Genomic DNA, 16,204 nt, shown 5'->3' on the forward strand with positions numbered 1-16,204 from the left:
GCGGGCGGGCGGTCAAGGGGGGCCTTCGCGCGTGAACTCGACACCGGCGGGCAAGATGGACCCTCTATGAACGTCATCCTGCTGAGACACGGCGAGACCGAGTGGAGCAGGGCCGGGCGGCACACGGGCCGCACCGACCTGCCGCTGACACCGCACGGCGAGGAGGAGGCGCGTGCCCTGTCCCGCCTGGTGGCGGGCCGGTCGTTCGCACTGGTCCTCGTCAGTCCCGCGCAGCGGGCCCGGCGCACCGCCGAACTGGCCGGCGCCGGGCCGTACGAGGTGGACCCGAACCTGTGGGAGTGGGACTACGGCGGCTACGAGGGCATCTCCACCCCCGGCATCCGCGAATCACGCCCCGGCTGGTACGTCTGGCGCGACGGCGTCATCCCGGGAGACGAGGCGCACCCGGGTGAGACCGTCGAGCACGTCGGGGAGCGGGCGGACAAGGTCCTCGCCCGGATCCGCTCGGCGGACGGCGACGTGCTGGTCGTCGCGCACGCGCACATCCTGCGCGTGCTGGCGGCCCGCTGGCTGTCGCTGCCCGCCGACCACGGCAGGCACCTGCGCCTCGACACCGGGACGTACTCCGTCCTCGGCCACGAGCACGACGAGCCCGTCCTGCTCCGCTGGAACGCGCCGGCCTGAAACGTGCCGGCTTGACACGTGCCACATGTCACACCTGGGCGACCGGCTGGGGTTGCGGGCCTCGGCCGGTCAGCCACTCCAGGACCTTGTGGTGGCCGCGCCGGGCGTCCTCGAAGTGCCCCCACTGCCAGTACCTGGGCTGCTCCCGCACCCCGGTGACCCACGTCCGGTACGCCACCGACCTGGGCCGCCCGCTCGCCGGGTCGGCCGGTGCCGCCACTCCGTAGGTGCGGATCACCACGCGGCCTCCGGGTGCGAACAGCACGTCGTCGGCCACCGGGTAAAGAGTCATCTGGTCCAGCACGGGGTCCCCCTTGTGAGCTTTCCTGGGACCAACTGTGCCGGATGCGTGTTACGCCTCCCGCGTCGCGCTGTTACGCCCATGAGAAGCGGGCGGACAGGGGGCTGCCCCAGAACCGGTCAGACCATATCGATCACACCAGGAGGCCGTCGAACTCGCCGTCCTTCACCCCGAGCACCAGAGCCCGTATCTCGTCGCGGGTGTAGATGAGCGCCGGCCCGTCGGGATAGCGGGAGTTCCGGACGGCCACGCCGCCGTCGGGAAGCTCGGCCAGCTCCACGCAGTTGCCGGTCGAGTTGCTGTGGGCACTTTTCCGCCAGGTGACCCCGGCGATGTCGGTTGCGGGCATCCCGTTATATGTCTGCATTATGTCTCTCTGAGAAGTTCGCCGAGGATCTCGGCAGTGCCGCCGGGCGTGGTGCTCTCCACGCACAGCTGCTCCATGGCCGTGAGGTAGGGATCGATGTCCTCACGTTTGTCCAGGTAGAGCGCACCCCAGAGCTGCTCGACGTAGACCACGTCCGAAAGGTCGGACTCCGGGAAGCGGAGAATGGTGAACGCGCCTCCCTCGGCCGCGTGCATCCCGTAGCGGAGGGGCATCACCTGAAGGGTGATGTTGGGCAGCGTGGACACCTCCAGCAGGTGCTGGAGCTGTTCCCGCATCGTCGGACTCCCTCCGATGGGCCGCTTGAGCGCCGCCTCGTCGATGACGGCCCACAGCCGGGGGCCGTCCTTGCGCGTGAGCCGCTCCTGCCGCTGCATCCGCAGATGGACGCGCTGTTCGAGCTCGGCCTCCGATGCGTCCGGATAACCGAGCATGATCACCGAGCGGGCGTACGCCGCCGTCTGCAGCAGGCCGGGCACGAACTGCACCTCGTAGGTGCGGATCACGCTGGCGGCCTCCTCCAGGCCGACGTAGGTGACGAACCAGTTCGGCAGCACCTCGCCGAACTTGTGCCACCACCCGGGCGTGTTCGCCTCGCGGACCATCTCCAGAAGGCCACGCCGCTCGGCGTCGTCGTGGACGCCGTACAGCGTGAGGAGGTCTTCGACATCACGTGTCTTGAACCCGACCCGGCCGAGCTCCATCCTGCTGATCTTCGACTCCGAGGCACGGATGTGGAATCCGGCGACCTCACGGGTCAGGCCCCGCTGCTCACGCAGCCGGCGAAGGCTCGCGCCGAGCATGATGCGTCGAACGGTGGAACCGGATCCGGGCGGATCTATGGACACGTGCTATTCCTCCGCTTTGTGGACTGGTTCACAGTCTGTCAAAGATCGCCCCCTTCGTCCCAGTGGTGTCGGGGGTAACCGTAGCGCTTGCACAACGCGCTTGCACGTGCATTCGCCCTTGCACATGCACGGGAGTGTCCCTCATCATGATCTCGTGCAGTCCACGAACCTGACTCGTGGCCAGAACCAGTGGTCGACGCTCGACTGGTGGCCGCCTATCGGCTGGTGGCCGGAGCCCGCCCGCGATCTCCTCGAACCCGGGATGGCCACCGCCAGCGCCACCTTCGCCCTGCCGCCCCGCGCGGAATCGGTCCACTCGGCGCGCAGCTTCGCCGCCGGGACCCTGGCGGGGTGGCAGCTGGCGGACCTGCTCGACGGGATGGAACTGGTCGTCTCGGAACTGGTCACCAACGCCCTGCGGCACGGCATGAGGCTCACCGGCAACCGCGCGCGGGAGGCCATGCGGCTGTCGCTGATCCGGAGGGGGGCCAACGTGACCTGCGCGATCACCGATCCGGGATCGTCCGCGCCGGTGCTGCGGGAGCCGACGCCGTTCGAGCCGGGCGGCCTCGGGCTGCACATCGTGGAGTCGCTGAGCGTGTGCTGGGGATGGTGCCCGCTCGTCCCGCAGGGCAAGGCGGTGTGGGCCGTACTGGCGGCCTGAGCACCGGCCTGCGGCCGGACGGCGGGGCCACGCGCTTCGCCGTCGGCTTCGGCCGCCCCGCGCGGGCAGTGACCTCTCTCCGGCCGGGGGCGCCGGAAAACCTAACCCGATCGCCAGATCTACCTAACGCCGGTATGGTCCGTCGGCCGAAGAGCGCTCCCGTGCAGCCCGGAATGCATGGGAGCGCCCTCCGGCCGACGGCCCGGATTCCCCGGAACACACCCCGAATGCAGGCGCGGCAGGCGATGATGTGCTGAGATCGGGCCGTATCGGCCGATCGGCATGCCCTCTTCTCACCGGCCGGCGGAGAGATATCGTGATTCCGGACTTCGTGACCGCCCCCTCCTCGCCGGCGCACGGACCCGGCCGAGACCGTGATCTGCACTACGGTGGCTTCCTGGGACTCCCGAGAGATCAACTATGGACGATCACCTAATCGGCTGGCTGACCGGCCTCGACGAAGACAGGCTCGCCCGCGTGCTGGCCAACCGGCCCGACGCGATCGCCGCACCGTGGCCCCGGCGCCTGGACGCCCTCGCCCAGCGTCTGACCGACACCTTCGCCGTCATGGAGGTCATGCGCGGCCTCCCTCTCCCCCCTCTCGAACTCCTGCAGGCGTGCCTGGTCATCGGCGGCCGTCCCACGGAGGACGAACTGGCCCGTTTCCTCGGGGTGAGCGCCTCCACGGTGATCCCCTGGCTCGACCGCCTGTACGACCACGCCGTCGCCTGGCCCGGGCGTGACGGCAGGATCAGCGTGGCCGAGGCCGTCGCCCGCTGGTGGACCGCGCCCTGCGGCCTGGGCGAGCCTCTCAGCGCGTACCTCGACTCGTGGAAGCTCAGCACCGACGCGCTGCGCCGCATGTGCCGCGTGCTCGACCTGTCTCCCCACGGCGGCAGGCGCCAGGTGATCGCCAGGATCACCGCGCTGCTCGGCGACTGCGAGCGCCTGGGGTCGCTGCTCGACGACGCCCCCGACGGCACGCTCGGCATGCTCGACGACTTCGCGTGGGACGGCCCGGTCCGCAGCGTGAACGGCAACCGGTTCATCACGCCGGGCACGCCGGAGAAGTGGGCCCTCGACCATGGCCTGCTCTTCCGCACCCAGTGGGACCTGGCCGAGATGCCCCGTGAGGTCGCGCTGGCGCTGCGCGGCCCCGACTACCGCGGTCCGTTCACGCCGTACCCGCCCGATCTGGCCACGGCCGAGGCGGACGCCGACGCCGTCGAGCACGCGATGTGCCTGGCCGCGCCGCACGTGCTCGACCGGGCCACCGCGCTGCTGGAGAACGCCGACAAGACGCCGCTGCCGCTGCTGAAGAACGGCGGGGTCGGCGTGCGGGAGATCAAGCGCCTGGCCAGGGAGACCGGCTGCGCCGAGGACGAGACCCGGCTGCTGCTGGAGGTCTGCGCGGTCGCCCGGTTGATCGCGATCAGCGAGGAGGCGGGCGGGCTGACGCCGGCCGGCCGGTACGACGCGTGGCGGCTGGAGGAGGCGCCCATGCGGCTGCGCGTCCTGCTGGCCGCGTGGTGGCGGATGGAGCGCTCGTCGCTGCGCCTGGTGGAAGGCCGCCACCCGGCCGCGCTCGGCGACGACCCGGCCGGCGAGACGATCGCCAGGATCCGGTGGGCCCTGTTCGCGGCGCTCGCCGAGATCCCCGAGGGCAGGGCCTTCGCGACGCTGCCGGAGCTCGTGCAGCGGGTGCACTGGCGCGCCCCGCTGCTCGACCGGGAACTGCTGGACGGCTGCGCGGCGGCCGTGCTTGAGGAGGCCCGCCTGCTCGGGCTCGTGGCCTGCGACGCGCTCACCGATCTCGGCCGGGCGCTCGCCCCGCTCGCGGCTGCGGCCGGGGACGAGAGCCGCGAGTGCGCGCCCGAGGTCGAGCACGACCCCGCGCTGGCGAAGGCCACCACGCACGCCATGGCGAGCGCGCGGCGCACGGCCCTGTTCGGCGCCGACCTCACCGCCGTGGTGACCGGCCCGCCGTCGGTCGAGCTCGCGGCGCTGCTCGACCGCGCCGCCGACCGTGAGTCGCAGGGCTCGGCGTCGGTGTGGCGGTTCGGCCCCGCGAGCGTACGGCGGGCCCTGGACGGCGGGGAAACGGCCGACACGCTCATCGCCGACCTGTCGGAGGCCGGGACGCTCCCCCAGCCGTTGACCTACCTGATCAGGGACGTGGCGCGGCGGCACGGCGAGGTCACGGTGTCGTCGGTCGGCTGCATCGTCCAGGGGTCCGACCCCACGCTGCTCGCCGAGATCGCCGCGCACCGGAAGCTGGCCAAGCTGGGCCTGCGGCTGCTGGCGCCGACCGTGCTCGCCGGCGCGGCGCCCGCCGCGGTCACGCTGGCCGCCCTCAGGGAGGCGGGCTACGCCCCCGTGCCGGTGGACGACACCGGCGAGATCACCATCCGGCGCGAGCCGCCGGGCGGGCGGCTGATCCTCCTGCCCGGCGGGCGGGTCGCCGAGCTCGAACATCCCGGCCCCCCGCTGGAGCCCCCGCCGGACCCGCGCGAGCACGCCAGGCGGCTGCTGGTCAGCGGCGGCCCGGTGGCGGCCGCGGCCCAGCCCCGCCAGACATGGGCCGTCATCGGGCGCATGGCGACCCGGCTCCCGGCGGCGCAGCAGTCGCTGCTGGGCTTCGTCGTGGACCGCGAGGTCCGCGCCATGATCACGCTGGCCGACGGGGTCACCGCCACGGTGAGCCACGGCGAACTGCGCAGCGGCGTGCTCGACGCGTGGTGCGAGGAGGCCGGCGACTACCTGGAGTTCCCGCTCAACGAGATCTCCTCGGTCACCGCCGACTGCTGACAGCCGTCACAGAAATCTCAGCGGACGCCGCAGCGGCGCAGGACGAGCAGGGCCAGGGCGCGGGTGACGTCGCGGAGCTCCCGCAGGTCGACCTGCTCGCGCGGGGCGTGCGCGAAGCGGACGTCGCCCGGCCCGTAGTGCAGGGTCGGCACGCCCGCGCCCGCGTACAGGCGCAGGTCGCTCCCGTACGGCGCGGCGGTGCGGCCGGGCCGCGCCCCGGTCACGTCGGCCACCGCCCGGGCCGCCTCCTCCGCCAGCGGGTGCCCCTCGGGCAGCCGGCCGCTGGCGAACTGCCCGCCCGGCCAGGTGACGCGCACGGGATTGTCCCGCAGCCAGGGGTCGTCCAGATCGGCGAGCGCCGTCTCCAGAGCGGCGCGGGCGTCGGCCGGGTCCTCGTCGAGCCGGACGCCCAGCCGTCCCTCGGCCACGAGCAGGTCGGGCACGGTGCTCGCCCAGTCGCCCGCGCGCACGGTGCCGATCTCGATCGGGTACGGCAGCGGGTTGTCCGCGAACAGGGGGCCGGGATCGGCGTTGCGCGCGCGTTCGAGCCGCCTGACGGCCTGGAGCACCGGCACGAACGCCTCGACGGCGTTGACCCCCTCGTAGCGGGTGGCGCCGTGCGCGGCCCGGCCGGCGACCTCGAGGCGGAAGGTCAGCGCGCCGGCGTTGGCGGTGATCAGCTTCCCGCTCGTCGGCTCGGTGATCACGGCCGCCTCCCCGGTGTGGCCCCTGGCCAGGGTGGCGAACGCGCCGAGCCCGCCGTCCTCCTCGCTGACGACGCAGTGGACCGCGAGGGGACGCGCGAGCCGTACGCCGGTCGCGCGCAGCGCCTGCACCACGGCGAGGTTGGCGGCCAGACCGGCCTTCATGTCGCAGGCGCCCCGCCCGTGCAGGGTGGTCGCGCCGAGGCGGGCGCCGAACGGGTCCTGCCCCTCCCACTTGCCCGGGTCGCCGATCGGCACGACGTCGGCGTGTCCCTGGAGGATGAGCGCGGGCGTGCCCTCGCCCTCGGTGACGCCGACGACGCCGTATCCCTCGGCGCGCTCCGCCTCCATGCCGGGGAACCCCTCGCGGGAACGGAGATCGTCGAGGTCGAGCTTCCACATGTCGACGTCGAGGCCCCATTCGGTCAGCATGCGGCCGCACCGGTCCTGCAGATCCGACTCGGCGTCGGTGCCGGTGATGCTCGGCACCCTGACCAGATCGGCCAGCAGGCGCACGGTCTCCGCCTCGTCGAGGGCGTCCAGGACTCTCGCTTCCACATCCATGCCGGAGACTGTACGGCCTGCCCCGACCGGCGTGGAGCCCCCGAATGCACGTGCAGACCGTCGTACGGTGGATCTTTCAGGAGGGAGTCCGGGGATGGCGAGACTGACAGCCGGCTGGGCGGGCCGCCCGGGAGTCTGGCGCGGCCTGCTCGCGTGGCCGGCGGTCGCGCCGTTCGCGCTGTGGGCGCTGCTGCGGCTGGTGCCCGGCGACGTCGGCTTCCGGTGGGTGCAACTGGTGGCGTTCACGCCGTACGTCGCCCTCGCGTCGGTCGTCGCGCCGCTGGTCGCGCTGCTCGTGCGGCGCCCGGCGGCGCTGGTCGCGGGCCTCGCGGTCACCGCGACGCTGGCGGCCTGCGTGCTGCCCCGCGCGCTGTCGGACCCGTCCTCGCGGGCCTCGACCGGCGCGGGCGCGGGCGGCGCCGCCGCCCTGGGCACATCGAAGACGCAGACTCCGGCCCTGCGGGTCCTGTCGGCCAACCTGCTCTACGGCTCCGTGCCGCCCGCCGTGCTGGTGGACCTCGTGCGGCGGCTGCGTCCCGACGTCCTGACGCTGCAGGAGCTGACCCCGCAGGCCTCGGCGGGCCTGCGTGCGGCGGGGCTGACCGCGCTCCTGCCGTACGCGGACGACCGGTCCCGGGAGGGCTCGGACGGCTCCGGGCTCTTCACGCGGTTCCCCCTGCGGCCGGAGGGGTTCACGGCCGTCAACGGCCGCCGGCAGGCGGCGGGCGTCATCGATGTTCCCGGCGCGGGGCCTGTAGCCGTCGTGTCCGTGCACCCGTGCGCGCCGCGCTACGCCTACCGGTTCAAATGCTGGTCGAAGTCGCTCGCCTCGCTGCCCGACCCGGGCGAGCGCGTGCAGATCCTGTCCGGGGACTTCAACGCCACGCTCGACCACGCCCGGGTCCGGCGCCTGCTCGACGCGGGTTACCGGGACTCGGCCGACGCGACCGGCAACGGCCTGGCGGGCACCTGGCCCTACCGGAGGTCGTCGGACTTCAACGGCCTGCCGGTGCCACCCGTCACCCTCGACCACATCCTGGTGGACCCGCGCGTCACAATCCGGGCGTTCAGCGTCCACCGGCTGCCGATGACCGACCACCGGGCGATCTTCGCCGAACTGAGCCTGCCCTCCACCGCGCCTTCCGGCTGATCCCGGTGTGCCCCGGGACGTCGGCGCCGCGTCAACGCCGCGTCAGCGCCGCGTCAACGCCAGCAGGCTCAGCCCGAACATCAGGACGCCCAGGGGGAGATGGACCGACGGCACGTGCGCGATGCCGAGCACGACCTGGACGGAGGCGAGGACGAGGAAGCCGGACGCGTGCCAGACGGGCCGGGGCGAGCCGCCGCCCGGCTTCCACGCCAGCACCGCGGCGAGCACGTACAGCAGCGACGCGCCGTACATCACGCGGGCTCCGGCACTGTGCAGCGTCTGTCCGTAGGACGAGGTCAGCAGCAGTCCGGCGGAGACCGCCTGAACGAAGATGGTCAGAGTCTGCAGGGCGATCGCGATCCGCAGAAACGAGAAGCCGCGCTGTGCCGTCGCCTGGGTGGCCATGCCGTGTTCCCCTGTTCCGCCCCCGGGGGCAGTCGATCGATAAGGTCTCACCAGCCCGACGACGCGGGCCCGCGAAAGGTAAGGCGAGGAGGCGCCGGGAGCATGGGGACGGCGGGGACGAGCACCGATGAGACAGCCGGTGAGCGGCGCCGGCTGATCAATGTCGCCTACCGGTTGCTCGGTTCGCTGGCCGACGCCGAGGACGCCGTGCAGGAGGCCTACGCGCGCTGGTACGCCCTGCCGCGAAGCCGGCAGGAGGAGATCGTCTCTCCTGGCGCCTGGCTGACGACGGTGACCGGCCGCATCTGCCTGGACGTGCTCGGCTCGGCGCGGGCCCGGCGTGAGCGCTATGTCGGCGCGTGGCTGCCCGAGCCGCTGCCCGGGTCGCTGCCGGGGTCGCGGTCGGGGTCGCTGGCCGAGTCGCTGTCGGGGTCGCTGTCCGGGCGCGCCGGGCGGGACCACGGCCCTGGCACCGACCCCGCCGACCAGATGGTCCTGGACGAGTCGGTGGCCATGGCCTTCCTCGTCGTCCTGGAGTCGATGACGCCCGCCGAGCGGGTGGCGTTCGTCCTGCACGACGTCTTCCGTTACCCCTTCGCCGAGATCGCCGGAGTCCTCGGCCGGACCCCTGCGGCCTGCAAGCAGCTGGCGGCCTCCGCCCGGCGGCGGGTGGGCGGCACGCGCGCTTCCATGCCGGCGGCGGGCCAGGCCGACATGGTGCGGGACACGGTGCGGCGGATCAGAAAGGCATGGGAGACGATGGACATCGCGGCCCTCGTCGACCTCCTCGACCCGGCCGCCGTGATGACCGCCGACGGCGGCGGCGTGGCCGGCACGGTCCTGCGCCCGATCGAAGGCGGCACGCGCATCGCCCGGTACATGCTCGCCATCGCCCGCACGGCTCCGGGGCTCGAACTCCTGGAGCGCCCGGTCAACGGTGCGCCGGGCCTGGTGGCCGAGCATGCCGGCGGTGTCGTGACCGTGGCCTCGTTCGAGGTCGCCGACGGCCGCGTCACCCGGATCTGGGTGGTCCGCAATCCGGAGAAGCTGCGGCTGTGGACGCGGGACGGCTGAGCACGGCTTCCCGGCGGCACGGCCCTCGGCTCATCCATCCGCCAGTCCGGTTCGCAGTGATCGTGGCCGTTTCATCCCAGGTCACGCCGAGGTGTGTTCGCCGAGTGACCGCTGGGATTCCGCCCGAGGCTGTCGGCGGTCTGTCACGCTGTGTGACGTGCTGTTGGCGTACGTGGATGAGAGCTACACCCGCGACCGCTACTCCATGGTCGCGCTGCTGGTCCCGGACGACCAGTCGCTCTCCCTGACGCGCGTTAGACAAGGCCGCGGCCGGCGCCGCGCAGGCGTACGGGGTTGTCCTGCCGCGGAGTTGCACGGCACGGACCTGTCGCACGGCAACCGTGGCTGGGAGCCGATCGTGAAGACGCGGCGGGTGATGATCGGGGTCTACCATGCGGCGTTCCTGGCCATCGCCGACTACGAGGCGGCTACGGGCCCGATCCCGAGGAGGCCCGCGGGGGACGATGCCGCGTGAGGGCGAGCACCGCGTGGGCGGATGAGTCGTTCCAGGAGGACGACACGACCGGCTTCTACATCATCGCTGCCGTGATCATCCCTGCTTCCGCACAGGAGTCGGCCCGTGCGCAGATGCTGCGGGCGCAGGCCCGGCACGCCCCGGCCAAGCTGCACTGGGTCGCCCGCGATGACAAGGAGCGGTTGGAGCTGGCCTACACGGTGGCCGAGATCGAGGGGTTGCATGTCGTTGCGGTCGGGTCCCCGGTCCACCAGCGTAGACAAGAGCGCGCCCGCGCCTACTGCCTTCACCAGCTGGTGCTCGAGCTGCACGGGTTCGGAGTCGAGCAGCTGTTCATGGAGGCTCGCCAGCCAACGCTCAACACCAGGGACATCACCACCGTGCAGCACGCCCGATACACCCTGCCCAAGGGCACTCACTTCCGTATCGATCATCTGCCCGGCGCGGGCGAGGCCCTGCTGTGGGTCGCCGACATCATGGCCGGCGCCGTCCGCGCCGAGAAGCTGGGCGACCCTCGCTACCGGGAGATTCTCGGCGACAGAGTGATCGACTTCCCCGTGAGGGTGCTCTGATCCGAACCCTGAAACGCGCCAGGCCAGGCTCCCGGTCATGCCCCAGGTCACCTGGCCCCACGGCTTCCAGGAACCCGCGGTTCCCGGCGTCACCGACAGACTACCTCGCGTGACCATCTCACCGGAAGCGCAGCAACTCAGCCGGACCCTCAGCCGCTACAAATCAAGCGAGCCCTGGATGACTTCGATCTTTCGGCGAACACTACGGTTGACGCTGGTCGCCGACGCCGCACGAGTCTTGAACATCACGCCTCGGGAGTTCCCCGCCCACCGGACGCTCCCCTCGCCCGGATGCGGGCATGGGAGCGCCAGCCCGGCCTTCCTGTATCTGTGCTGACCAGCGTCGTCAGATTGTGAAGATCTCAAGGTTGGCGGGAGTCGCCGCGATCGCCGGGCGCGGCCAGCCGCTGCCACCAGTGAACTCCTCCGGGTGCGGGCCAGGTGTCTTCCGCCACCCGCCTCTCCCACCGATGCACGTAGTCCCGGAACCCGGTCTCCGTCCGCGGCATGTCCAGCCATTCCTGGGCCGCGAGTCTGAACTCACGCACGGCCAGGGCATCGGTGCCGGCGCCGTAGTCGACGGGCCAGCCGTCGAGGACGTCGTCGATTTCCATCCAGGCGCGGTAGAGCCCGCCTACCCCCCACAGGTGCTCGAAGTACGGCCGCTCCGTACAGTTCCACGCTGCTTCGAGGACGAAGCCGCGTATCTGCTCCACATCCCCACGGACGAGGACGCCCTGCATTAACGGATCAATCTTCGCGGCGAACCCAGCGAGCAACTTCAGATCCACAGGCTCGAGATCGCTCATGACTCCAGCATCGCAACAGGTGCTGAGCTGCTTGCGGTCGGCGCGGCCAGGCCTTGGTGATCGATGGGCTCACCGGCTATGAGCTGCGATTTCAGGATGGAAGAGGCTTGCGGATGTGCCACGTCTCTCCCTGGCACATGGGCCGTCCGTAGGTGTAGCGCTTTCCGGTCTCCGTCGTCGCCGTGAACCGGTCGTCGGGCAGGGGAGTGACCCGGCAGCGGTTTGGCGGCGGAATCTTCTCGATGGATCCGCCGGGAGGAAGGCTGGCGTACAGGTCGCCCCTGTTCCAGGTGACCACGACGTTCTCGCCAGTTTCGTTGACGATGTTGAAGATCTCGTCCCGGTAAGGCTGGCACGCGGCCAGGGCGAGGGTCACCAGGACCACCACCCCGGCCAGCGGCCAAATGCACATGCGGCTCGCGCGTGATGCCACTTGTCCTCGTCTCCGCCGACTATGTATGTCCGGGGTCCTTGCACCGCGCCGAGTTCCGTAGAGCCTCTGATGCGGCTCGGGCTCCGCCGCGCACGCACCGTTGCTCCCACACTCGTTGCACGACCGCGCCCGGTCGTAGGACTCCCACCGCCCGATCTGCGGTCCGCGGCCCGGACCCGGCGGCGCCCGGCGCCCACCGGGGCGAGGCGGAGCGGGCCGCGCTGGCCCTGGCCGGCCGTGCACCGCCTCGACGCCGCCCGGCTCTACCGCAAGGCCCTGGAGTCGGCCGAGGCCGGCGCCGTCCTGCACGCGGCCGCCGAGGAAGGCGTACCGCTGCGGGCCGTCGCCGAGGTCATCGGCCGCCGCCTCGGCGTGCCGGTGGTCTCCCTCGGCGAGGAGGAGGCGGCCGCCCACTTCGGGTGGATCCTGCGGTTCGCCCGCAACGACAACCCGACGTCGAGCACCGCGACCCGGGAGCGCTACGACTGGCACCCCCGGGAGCCCGGCCTGCTGGCCGACCTCGACCAGGATCACTCTTCGCCTGACCCACCGGGGACCGGCTCCCCGGCCGGGCCGGACCGCGCGCCGGGTCAGCCGATCTTCGTGTCGGATTCCCGCCGGCATCGGCCACCCGCGTGGCCGATGCCGGACGCATACAGAGACGCATACAGAAAGGGATGCACCTCTACCGCGAGCACTGCGTACGGGCCGTGCAGTCGAGGGACGCGCGGTTCGACGGCCGGCTCTACCCGGCCGTCCTGACCACCCGCATCTACTGCCGGCCCAGCTCACCAGGGCATGGTTCGTCAGACACCACCTGAATCCAGCGACACGCGGCTGAAGCGGGTCTCGAAGCCCTTGCCGGTCGGGGCGGCGCACATGACCCCCGCGAGGGCCGGCGCCTGCGGCGGGAAGTAGGCCAGGCGCAGCAGGTGCTCCGGCTCCGCGCCGTTCACGCCGTACCGGACCGTCACGGCGTCGCCGGCCCGTTCGAGGTCGAACGTCGCGGAGACGAGGCCGCCGGGCGCGGGCGTGACGGACCAGTCGGAGAAGCCGCGGGTGACGACGACGCTGAGCTGGTGGCCGCCGTCGACGAACTCGACCCCGGCCTTGATCCAGTTCTCCTCGTCGATCCGCAGCACGGCCCCGGCCTGGTCGTACTGCTCGGCGTAGTCGGCGTCGAACGTCACGGTCAGGCGCGCGTCCCCGGTGACCTGCCGGCCGAACATGTGGGCGGTGTCGTACGAGTAGCCGTAGTGGGTCTTCTGCCACAGATCGCTCTGCGCGCCGGCGACGGCCCGCAGGCCGTCCCCGGTTTGCGACCACTCCGCGGGCTCGTTGATCCACCTGAAGTCGTCGAACGCCATTGCGGCCCCTTGCCGTCGCCTTTACCGATCTTGCCATGAGAGCCCTTGGCGCCCTACTGCGTCAAGGACGATCTACCTGGTATTTAGATCGATTTGTCCACTTTACTTACTCTTTCCCTATACTCGTGCCTCACATCACCTTTTGCCCCCGTAAATCCCGTATATCGCAAAACCGTCGTATCCCTTCCCCAGGGAACGCGCGACCCGCTTCCAGGAGCCGTCCCTCCCTCCCCTCCGAGGGCCGCTCCGCCACACCCGGGCGCGCGTGCGGAGCCCGCCGGCCAGCCGGGCCTCCCCGCCGACGCGAGGCCCTTCCCCGAGGGCCACCCCCCAGCGACCGAGACGAAAGGAACCTCATGCGCAAGCGAGCCCGTCAGGCGGTCACCATGGCGATGGCCGGAACCACACTCGTCGCCGGTGCGGCCACCGCCGCGCACGCCTCGGTGATCCCTCAGGCTCCCTCTTCCACGCCGCTCACCCGGACGGCGCCCGCCGCCTCCCCCGCTGTCTCCCCCGGCACCACCCGCCCGATCCCCACAGACCTGGCCGGGCTGGGCGCGGCCTTCAACGCGGCCCTCCGCACGGCGTACGCCAAGATGAAGAAGGACGCCTCCCTGCCCTCCGGCGTCTCCACCGCCACGTCCTTCTGGGACGGCGAGACCGCGTCCGGCAAGCCGATGCGGTACCGGACCGTCGCCAGCCCCTACTGGCCCCTCGGCACCAAGGTGCGGATCACCTACAAGGGGAAGAGCGCGATCGGCGTCGTCGAGGACTTCGGCCCGGCCGAGTGGGCCGTGGCCCAGCACGACATCCCGGCGATCGTCGACCTGTCCGAGAAGATGATGGCCGACCTGACGGGCGTCGCCTCCAACACCGTCCACGTACGGTTCCAGGTGCTGAAGTGGGGCAAGGGCGGCGTCTACCGCCACTCGGGAACGGGCTACCACCTGGCCATGGGCCGCCGGTGAGCCCCCGCCGCCGGTGAACCTCCGATGACGGTGCCCGAGGCCGCTGCGCGTACACTTCCAGCGTGGCTGACCCGAAGTTCGAGATCCAGATGCTCCACGACCGCGTGATGGTCAAGGTTGAGCGGGAGCTTGAGGAACGGCGCAGCAGCGCGGGCATCGTCATCCCGGCCACGGTCAAGATGGCCAACCGCCTCGTCTGGGGCGAGGTGAGCGGCGCCGGCTCGAACGTCAGGTCGGTCAAGAGCGGCGACAAGGTCCTGTTCAACCCCGACGACCAGTACGAGGTCGAGGTCCAGGGCCAGCTCTATCTGGTGCTGCGCGAGCGTGACCTGCACGCCGTGGCGACGCAGCAGACCGACCACGGCACCGGCCTCTACCTCTGACCTCCCGACCTCGCGCCAAGGTGGACCATGACCCTCCAGGATGATCTCGTCGAGCTCCGCCGCGCGCTGCACCGGGAGCCGGAGATCGGCCTCGACCTGCCCCGCACTCAGGAGAAGGTGCTCGCGGCGCTCGACGGCCTGCCCCTGGAGACGACCACCGGCGAGCGCCTGTCGTCGGTGACCGCCGTCCTGCGCGGCGGCCGCCCCGGCCCCGCTGATCACCGCCCCGCCGTGCTGCTGCGCGCCGACATGGACGCGCTGCCGGTGCACGAGAAGACCGGCGTGCCCTACCGGTCGCGTTTCGACGGCCGCATGCACGCCTGCGGTCACGACCTGCACACGGCCATGCTGGTGGGAGCCGCCCGCCTGCTCAGCGAGCGCCGCGCCGACCTCGCCGGCGACGTGGTGCTGATGTTCCAGCCCGGCGAGGAGGGCCAGGAGGGCGCCCGGCTGATGATCGAGGAGGGTGTGCTCGACGCGGCCGGGGCGAGGCCCGTCGCGGCGTACGGCATGCACGTCTTCTCCACGACGATCCCGCGCGGCCTGTTCCTGACCAAGGGCGGGCCCGTGCTGGCCGCGGCCGACACGCTGACGGTGACCGTGCGCGGCCGGGGCGGCCACGGCTCCTCCCCGCACCGCGCCCTCGACCCGATCCCCGCGGCCTGCGAGATCGTGACGGCCCTGCAGACCCACGTCACCCGCGGCTACGACGTGTTCGACCCGGTCGTGGTGACCGTCGGCAGCTTCCACGCCGGCACCACCGACAACGTGATCCCGGAGGAGGCCGTCTTTGAGGCCACCGTGCGCACGTTCTCGACAGGCGCGCGCGACCGCGTCAGGGAGGGCCTGGTCCGGCTCGCCCGAGGCATCGGCGAGGCACACGGACTCACCGTCGACTGCGCGTTCGGCATCGGCTATCCGGTGACGGTGAACGACGACGCCGAGGCGGAGTTCGCCGCCCGGACAGTGCGGGAGACCCTCGGCGAGGACCGCTACTTCCCGCTGCCCACCCCGGCGACCGGCTCGGAGGACTTCTCTTACGTGCTGGAGCAGGTGCCGGGGGCGTTCCTCGTGGTCGGCGCCTGCCCGCCCGGCAGGGATCTCGCCACGGCCCCGGCCAACCACTCGGCGGAGGCGGAGTTCGACGACGCCATCCTGTCCGACGGGGCGAGGCTGCTCGGCGAGCTGGCGGTCCGCAGGCTGGCCCGCGCCTGACGGTCAGCTCAGGAGCTCGCCGGCCTCCTGGATCAGGTCGACGCCGAGGGTCAGCCGGACCGACACCCAGACGATGGCCGCGGCGCAGAGCAGGGTGAGCGCGCCCGCGACGATGCGGACGAACCAGTTCTGCCGCTTCAGCCAGTCGGTCGCCGCCCTGACCCTCGCCTTGGCGAACTCCAGCAGCCGGGACGCCCAGGAGAACTCCGTGGCCAGGACGGCGAGTCCGGCGAAGACCACCAGCCAGCCGGGCCCCGGAAAGGGCACCATGATCAGCCCGGCGACCACGAGCGCGGTGCCGATCACCCCGATGACGATCCGCAGCGTCAACCGGCCCGCCGGAGTCGCCCGGATCCGGTCCAGCCAGCCCGGTGTATGGCCGGCGTCCCGTTTCCCACCCGTACGACTGTCCTCAGCCGTCGCCACACGGCTCA

The 16,204-nt window shown here is 71.8% G+C and carries 21 protein-coding genes; 12 read left to right on the top strand and 9 right to left on the bottom strand.

The window, feature by feature from the left end; genetic code table 11:
• Positions 1-66 precede the first annotated feature (66 nt).
• Positions 67-645 carry a histidine phosphatase family protein gene (locus ACGFIB_RS02855; protein WP_357246861.1) on the top strand — a complete coding sequence of 193 codons (579 nt, stop codon included), beginning with the start codon at positions 67-69 and terminating at the stop codon, positions 643-645.
• Positions 646-673: 28 nt separating this feature from the next.
• On the opposite strand, the gene ACGFIB_RS02860 is transcribed toward ACGFIB_RS02855, so the two are convergent.
• The 3 genes from ACGFIB_RS02860 to ACGFIB_RS02870 all read right to left on the bottom strand — a co-directional run bounded on the left by ACGFIB_RS02860 (position 674) and on the right by ACGFIB_RS02870 (position 2,134).
• The gene (locus ACGFIB_RS02860; protein ID WP_142568337.1) at positions 674-949 is read right to left on the bottom strand and encodes a hypothetical protein; all 276 of its coding nucleotides are present in this window, start codon (positions 947-949) and stop codon (positions 674-676) included.
• Between the two features lie 130 nt (positions 950-1,079).
• Positions 1,080-1,313, bottom strand: a complete 234-nt coding sequence (locus ACGFIB_RS02865) for a DUF397 domain-containing protein (protein WP_079314287.1) — start codon at positions 1,311-1,313, stop codon at positions 1,080-1,082.
• Positions 1,313-2,134, bottom strand: coding sequence for a helix-turn-helix domain-containing protein (locus tag ACGFIB_RS02870; protein ID WP_142568336.1), 822 nt, complete (start codon positions 2,132-2,134; stop codon positions 1,313-1,315). The genes ACGFIB_RS02865 and ACGFIB_RS02870 overlap by 1 nt, the downstream gene beginning before the upstream one ends.
• A 199-nt stretch (positions 2,135-2,333) precedes the next feature.
• Here ACGFIB_RS02870 and ACGFIB_RS02875 point away from each other — a divergent pair, with 199 nt between their 5' ends.
• Both ACGFIB_RS02875 and ACGFIB_RS02880 read left to right on the top strand, forming a co-directional pair.
• Positions 2,334-2,843: an ATP-binding protein gene (locus ACGFIB_RS02875; protein ID WP_229689623.1), complete on the top strand. Its 510-nt coding sequence runs from the start codon at positions 2,334-2,336 to the stop codon at positions 2,841-2,843.
• Positions 2,844-3,263: 420 nt separating this feature from the next.
• A complete protein-coding gene (locus ACGFIB_RS02880) occupies positions 3,264-5,651 on the top strand; it encodes a helicase-associated domain-containing protein (RefSeq protein WP_393368037.1) in 2,388 nt (795 codons plus the stop codon).
• A gap of 17 nt (positions 5,652-5,668) precedes the next feature.
• Here ACGFIB_RS02880 and ACGFIB_RS02885 read toward each other — a convergent pair whose 3' ends face one another.
• Positions 5,669-6,919 (bottom strand): ArgE/DapE family deacylase, encoded by a 1,251-nt coding sequence (locus ACGFIB_RS02885; RefSeq protein WP_142568333.1) that lies wholly within the window; start codon positions 6,917-6,919, stop codon positions 5,669-5,671.
• A 94-nt stretch (positions 6,920-7,013) separates the two neighbouring features.
• Between ACGFIB_RS02885 and ACGFIB_RS02890 the strand changes: the two genes are divergently transcribed.
• Entirely contained in the window at positions 7,014-8,069 is a 1,056-nt protein-coding gene (locus ACGFIB_RS02890; protein WP_393368039.1) for an endonuclease/exonuclease/phosphatase family protein, read from the top strand.
• Between the two features lie 42 nt (positions 8,070-8,111).
• Here the strand turns inward: ACGFIB_RS02890 and ACGFIB_RS02895 are convergent, their stop codons facing one another.
• Positions 8,112-8,474, bottom strand: a complete 363-nt coding sequence (locus ACGFIB_RS02895; RefSeq protein WP_393368041.1) for a hypothetical protein — start codon at positions 8,472-8,474, stop codon at positions 8,112-8,114.
• A gap of 102 nt (positions 8,475-8,576) precedes the next feature.
• Between ACGFIB_RS02895 and sigJ the strand changes: the two genes are divergently transcribed.
• The 3 genes from sigJ to ACGFIB_RS02910 all read left to right on the top strand — a co-directional run bounded on the left by sigJ (position 8,577) and on the right by ACGFIB_RS02910 (position 10,595).
• A complete protein-coding gene (gene sigJ / locus ACGFIB_RS02900) occupies positions 8,577-9,548 on the top strand; it encodes an RNA polymerase sigma factor SigJ (protein ID WP_393368043.1) in 972 nt (323 codons plus the stop codon).
• A gap of 157 nt (positions 9,549-9,705) precedes the next feature.
• Entirely contained in the window at positions 9,706-10,023 is a 318-nt protein-coding gene (locus ACGFIB_RS02905) for a hypothetical protein (protein WP_393368045.1), read from the top strand.
• Positions 10,020-10,595, top strand: coding sequence for a hypothetical protein (locus ACGFIB_RS02910; protein ID WP_393368047.1), 576 nt, complete (start codon positions 10,020-10,022; stop codon positions 10,593-10,595). Before ACGFIB_RS02905 ends, ACGFIB_RS02910 begins: the two co-directional genes overlap by 4 nt.
• 362 nt (positions 10,596-10,957) lie before the next feature.
• On the opposite strand, the gene ACGFIB_RS02915 is transcribed toward ACGFIB_RS02910, so the two are convergent.
• Positions 10,958-11,404, bottom strand: a complete 447-nt coding sequence (locus ACGFIB_RS02915; RefSeq protein ID WP_393368049.1) for a hypothetical protein — start codon at positions 11,402-11,404, stop codon at positions 10,958-10,960.
• 91 nt (positions 11,405-11,495) lie between these two features.
• Positions 11,496-11,780, bottom strand: coding sequence for a hypothetical protein (locus ACGFIB_RS02920; protein WP_393368051.1), 285 nt, complete (start codon positions 11,778-11,780; stop codon positions 11,496-11,498).
• A gap of 294 nt (positions 11,781-12,074) precedes the next feature.
• Here ACGFIB_RS02920 and ACGFIB_RS02925 point away from each other — a divergent pair, with 294 nt between their 5' ends.
• Both ACGFIB_RS02925 and ACGFIB_RS02930 read left to right on the top strand, forming a co-directional pair.
• The gene (locus ACGFIB_RS02925) at positions 12,075-12,599 is read left to right on the top strand and encodes a Rossmann-fold NAD(P)-binding domain-containing protein (protein ID WP_393368459.1); all 525 of its coding nucleotides are present in this window, start codon (positions 12,075-12,077) and stop codon (positions 12,597-12,599) included.
• Positions 12,548-12,658: an Ada metal-binding domain-containing protein gene (locus ACGFIB_RS02930; RefSeq protein WP_393368443.1), complete on the top strand. Its 111-nt coding sequence runs from the start codon at positions 12,548-12,550 to the stop codon at positions 12,656-12,658. Before ACGFIB_RS02925 ends, ACGFIB_RS02930 begins: the two co-directional genes overlap by 52 nt.
• Here ACGFIB_RS02930 and ACGFIB_RS02935 read toward each other — a convergent pair.
• Entirely contained in the window at positions 12,644-13,204 is a 561-nt protein-coding gene (locus ACGFIB_RS02935; protein WP_142568323.1) for a DUF1349 domain-containing protein, read from the bottom strand. The genes ACGFIB_RS02930 and ACGFIB_RS02935 overlap by 15 nt on opposite strands.
• A gap of 356 nt (positions 13,205-13,560) precedes the next feature.
• Here ACGFIB_RS02935 and ACGFIB_RS02940 point away from each other — a divergent pair, with 356 nt between their 5' ends.
• From ACGFIB_RS02940 to ACGFIB_RS02950, 3 genes are all read left to right on the top strand, one after another.
• Entirely contained in the window at positions 13,561-14,172 is a 612-nt protein-coding gene (locus ACGFIB_RS02940; RefSeq protein ID WP_393368054.1) for a hypothetical protein, read from the top strand.
• Between the two features lie 62 nt (positions 14,173-14,234).
• Complete coding sequence (locus tag ACGFIB_RS02945) at positions 14,235-14,555, top strand: GroES family chaperonin (protein WP_142568321.1); 321 nt, start codon at positions 14,235-14,237, stop codon at positions 14,553-14,555.
• Positions 14,556-14,582: 27 nt separating this feature from the next.
• Positions 14,583-15,770, top strand: coding sequence for a M20 metallopeptidase family protein (locus ACGFIB_RS02950; RefSeq protein WP_357257740.1), 1,188 nt, complete (start codon positions 14,583-14,585; stop codon positions 15,768-15,770).
• 3 nt (positions 15,771-15,773) lie between these two features.
• Here ACGFIB_RS02950 and ACGFIB_RS02955 read toward each other — a convergent pair whose 3' ends face one another.
• Positions 15,774-16,196 carry a TIGR02611 family protein gene (locus tag ACGFIB_RS02955; RefSeq protein WP_229689622.1) on the bottom strand — a complete coding sequence of 141 codons (423 nt, stop codon included), beginning with the start codon at positions 16,194-16,196 and terminating at the stop codon, positions 15,774-15,776.
• Positions 16,197-16,204: the final 8 nt, after the last annotated feature.

The organism is Microbispora bryophytorum (assembly GCF_043197435.1).
GTDB classification, from domain to species: domain Bacteria; phylum Actinomycetota; class Actinomycetes; order Streptosporangiales; family Streptosporangiaceae; genus Microbispora; species Microbispora bryophytorum.

Coding starts and splice junctions, on each gene's coding strand:
- ACGFIB_RS02855 (WP_357246861.1), top strand. CDS start 67: ATGAACGTCATCCTGCTGAGACACGGCGAGACCGAGTGGAGCAGGGCC.
- ACGFIB_RS02865 (WP_079314287.1), bottom strand. CDS start 1,313: ATGCAGACATATAACGGGATGCCCGCAACCGACATCGCCGGGGTCACC.
- ACGFIB_RS02870 (WP_142568336.1), bottom strand. CDS start 2,134: ATGCTCGGCGCGAGCCTTCGCCGGCTGCGTGAGCAGCGGGGCCTGACC.
- ACGFIB_RS02880 (WP_393368037.1), top strand. CDS start 3,264: ATGGACGATCACCTAATCGGCTGGCTGACCGGCCTCGACGAAGACAGG.
- ACGFIB_RS02885 (WP_142568333.1), bottom strand. CDS start 6,919: ATGGATGTGGAAGCGAGAGTCCTGGACGCCCTCGACGAGGCGGAGACC.
- ACGFIB_RS02890 (WP_393368039.1), top strand. CDS start 7,014: ATGGCGAGACTGACAGCCGGCTGGGCGGGCCGCCCGGGAGTCTGGCGC.
- ACGFIB_RS02895 (WP_393368041.1), bottom strand. CDS start 8,474: ATGGCCACCCAGGCGACGGCACAGCGCGGCTTCTCGTTTCTGCGGATC.
- sigJ (WP_393368043.1), top strand. CDS start 8,577: ATGGGGACGGCGGGGACGAGCACCGATGAGACAGCCGGTGAGCGGCGC.
- ACGFIB_RS02915 (WP_393368049.1), bottom strand. CDS start 11,404: ATGAGCGATCTCGAGCCTGTGGATCTGAAGTTGCTCGCTGGGTTCGCC.
- ACGFIB_RS02935 (WP_142568323.1), bottom strand. CDS start 13,204: ATGGCGTTCGACGACTTCAGGTGGATCAACGAGCCCGCGGAGTGGTCG.
- ACGFIB_RS02940 (WP_393368054.1), top strand. CDS start 13,561: ATGCGCAAGCGAGCCCGTCAGGCGGTCACCATGGCGATGGCCGGAACC.
- ACGFIB_RS02950 (WP_357257740.1), top strand. CDS start 14,583: ATGACCCTCCAGGATGATCTCGTCGAGCTCCGCCGCGCGCTGCACCGG.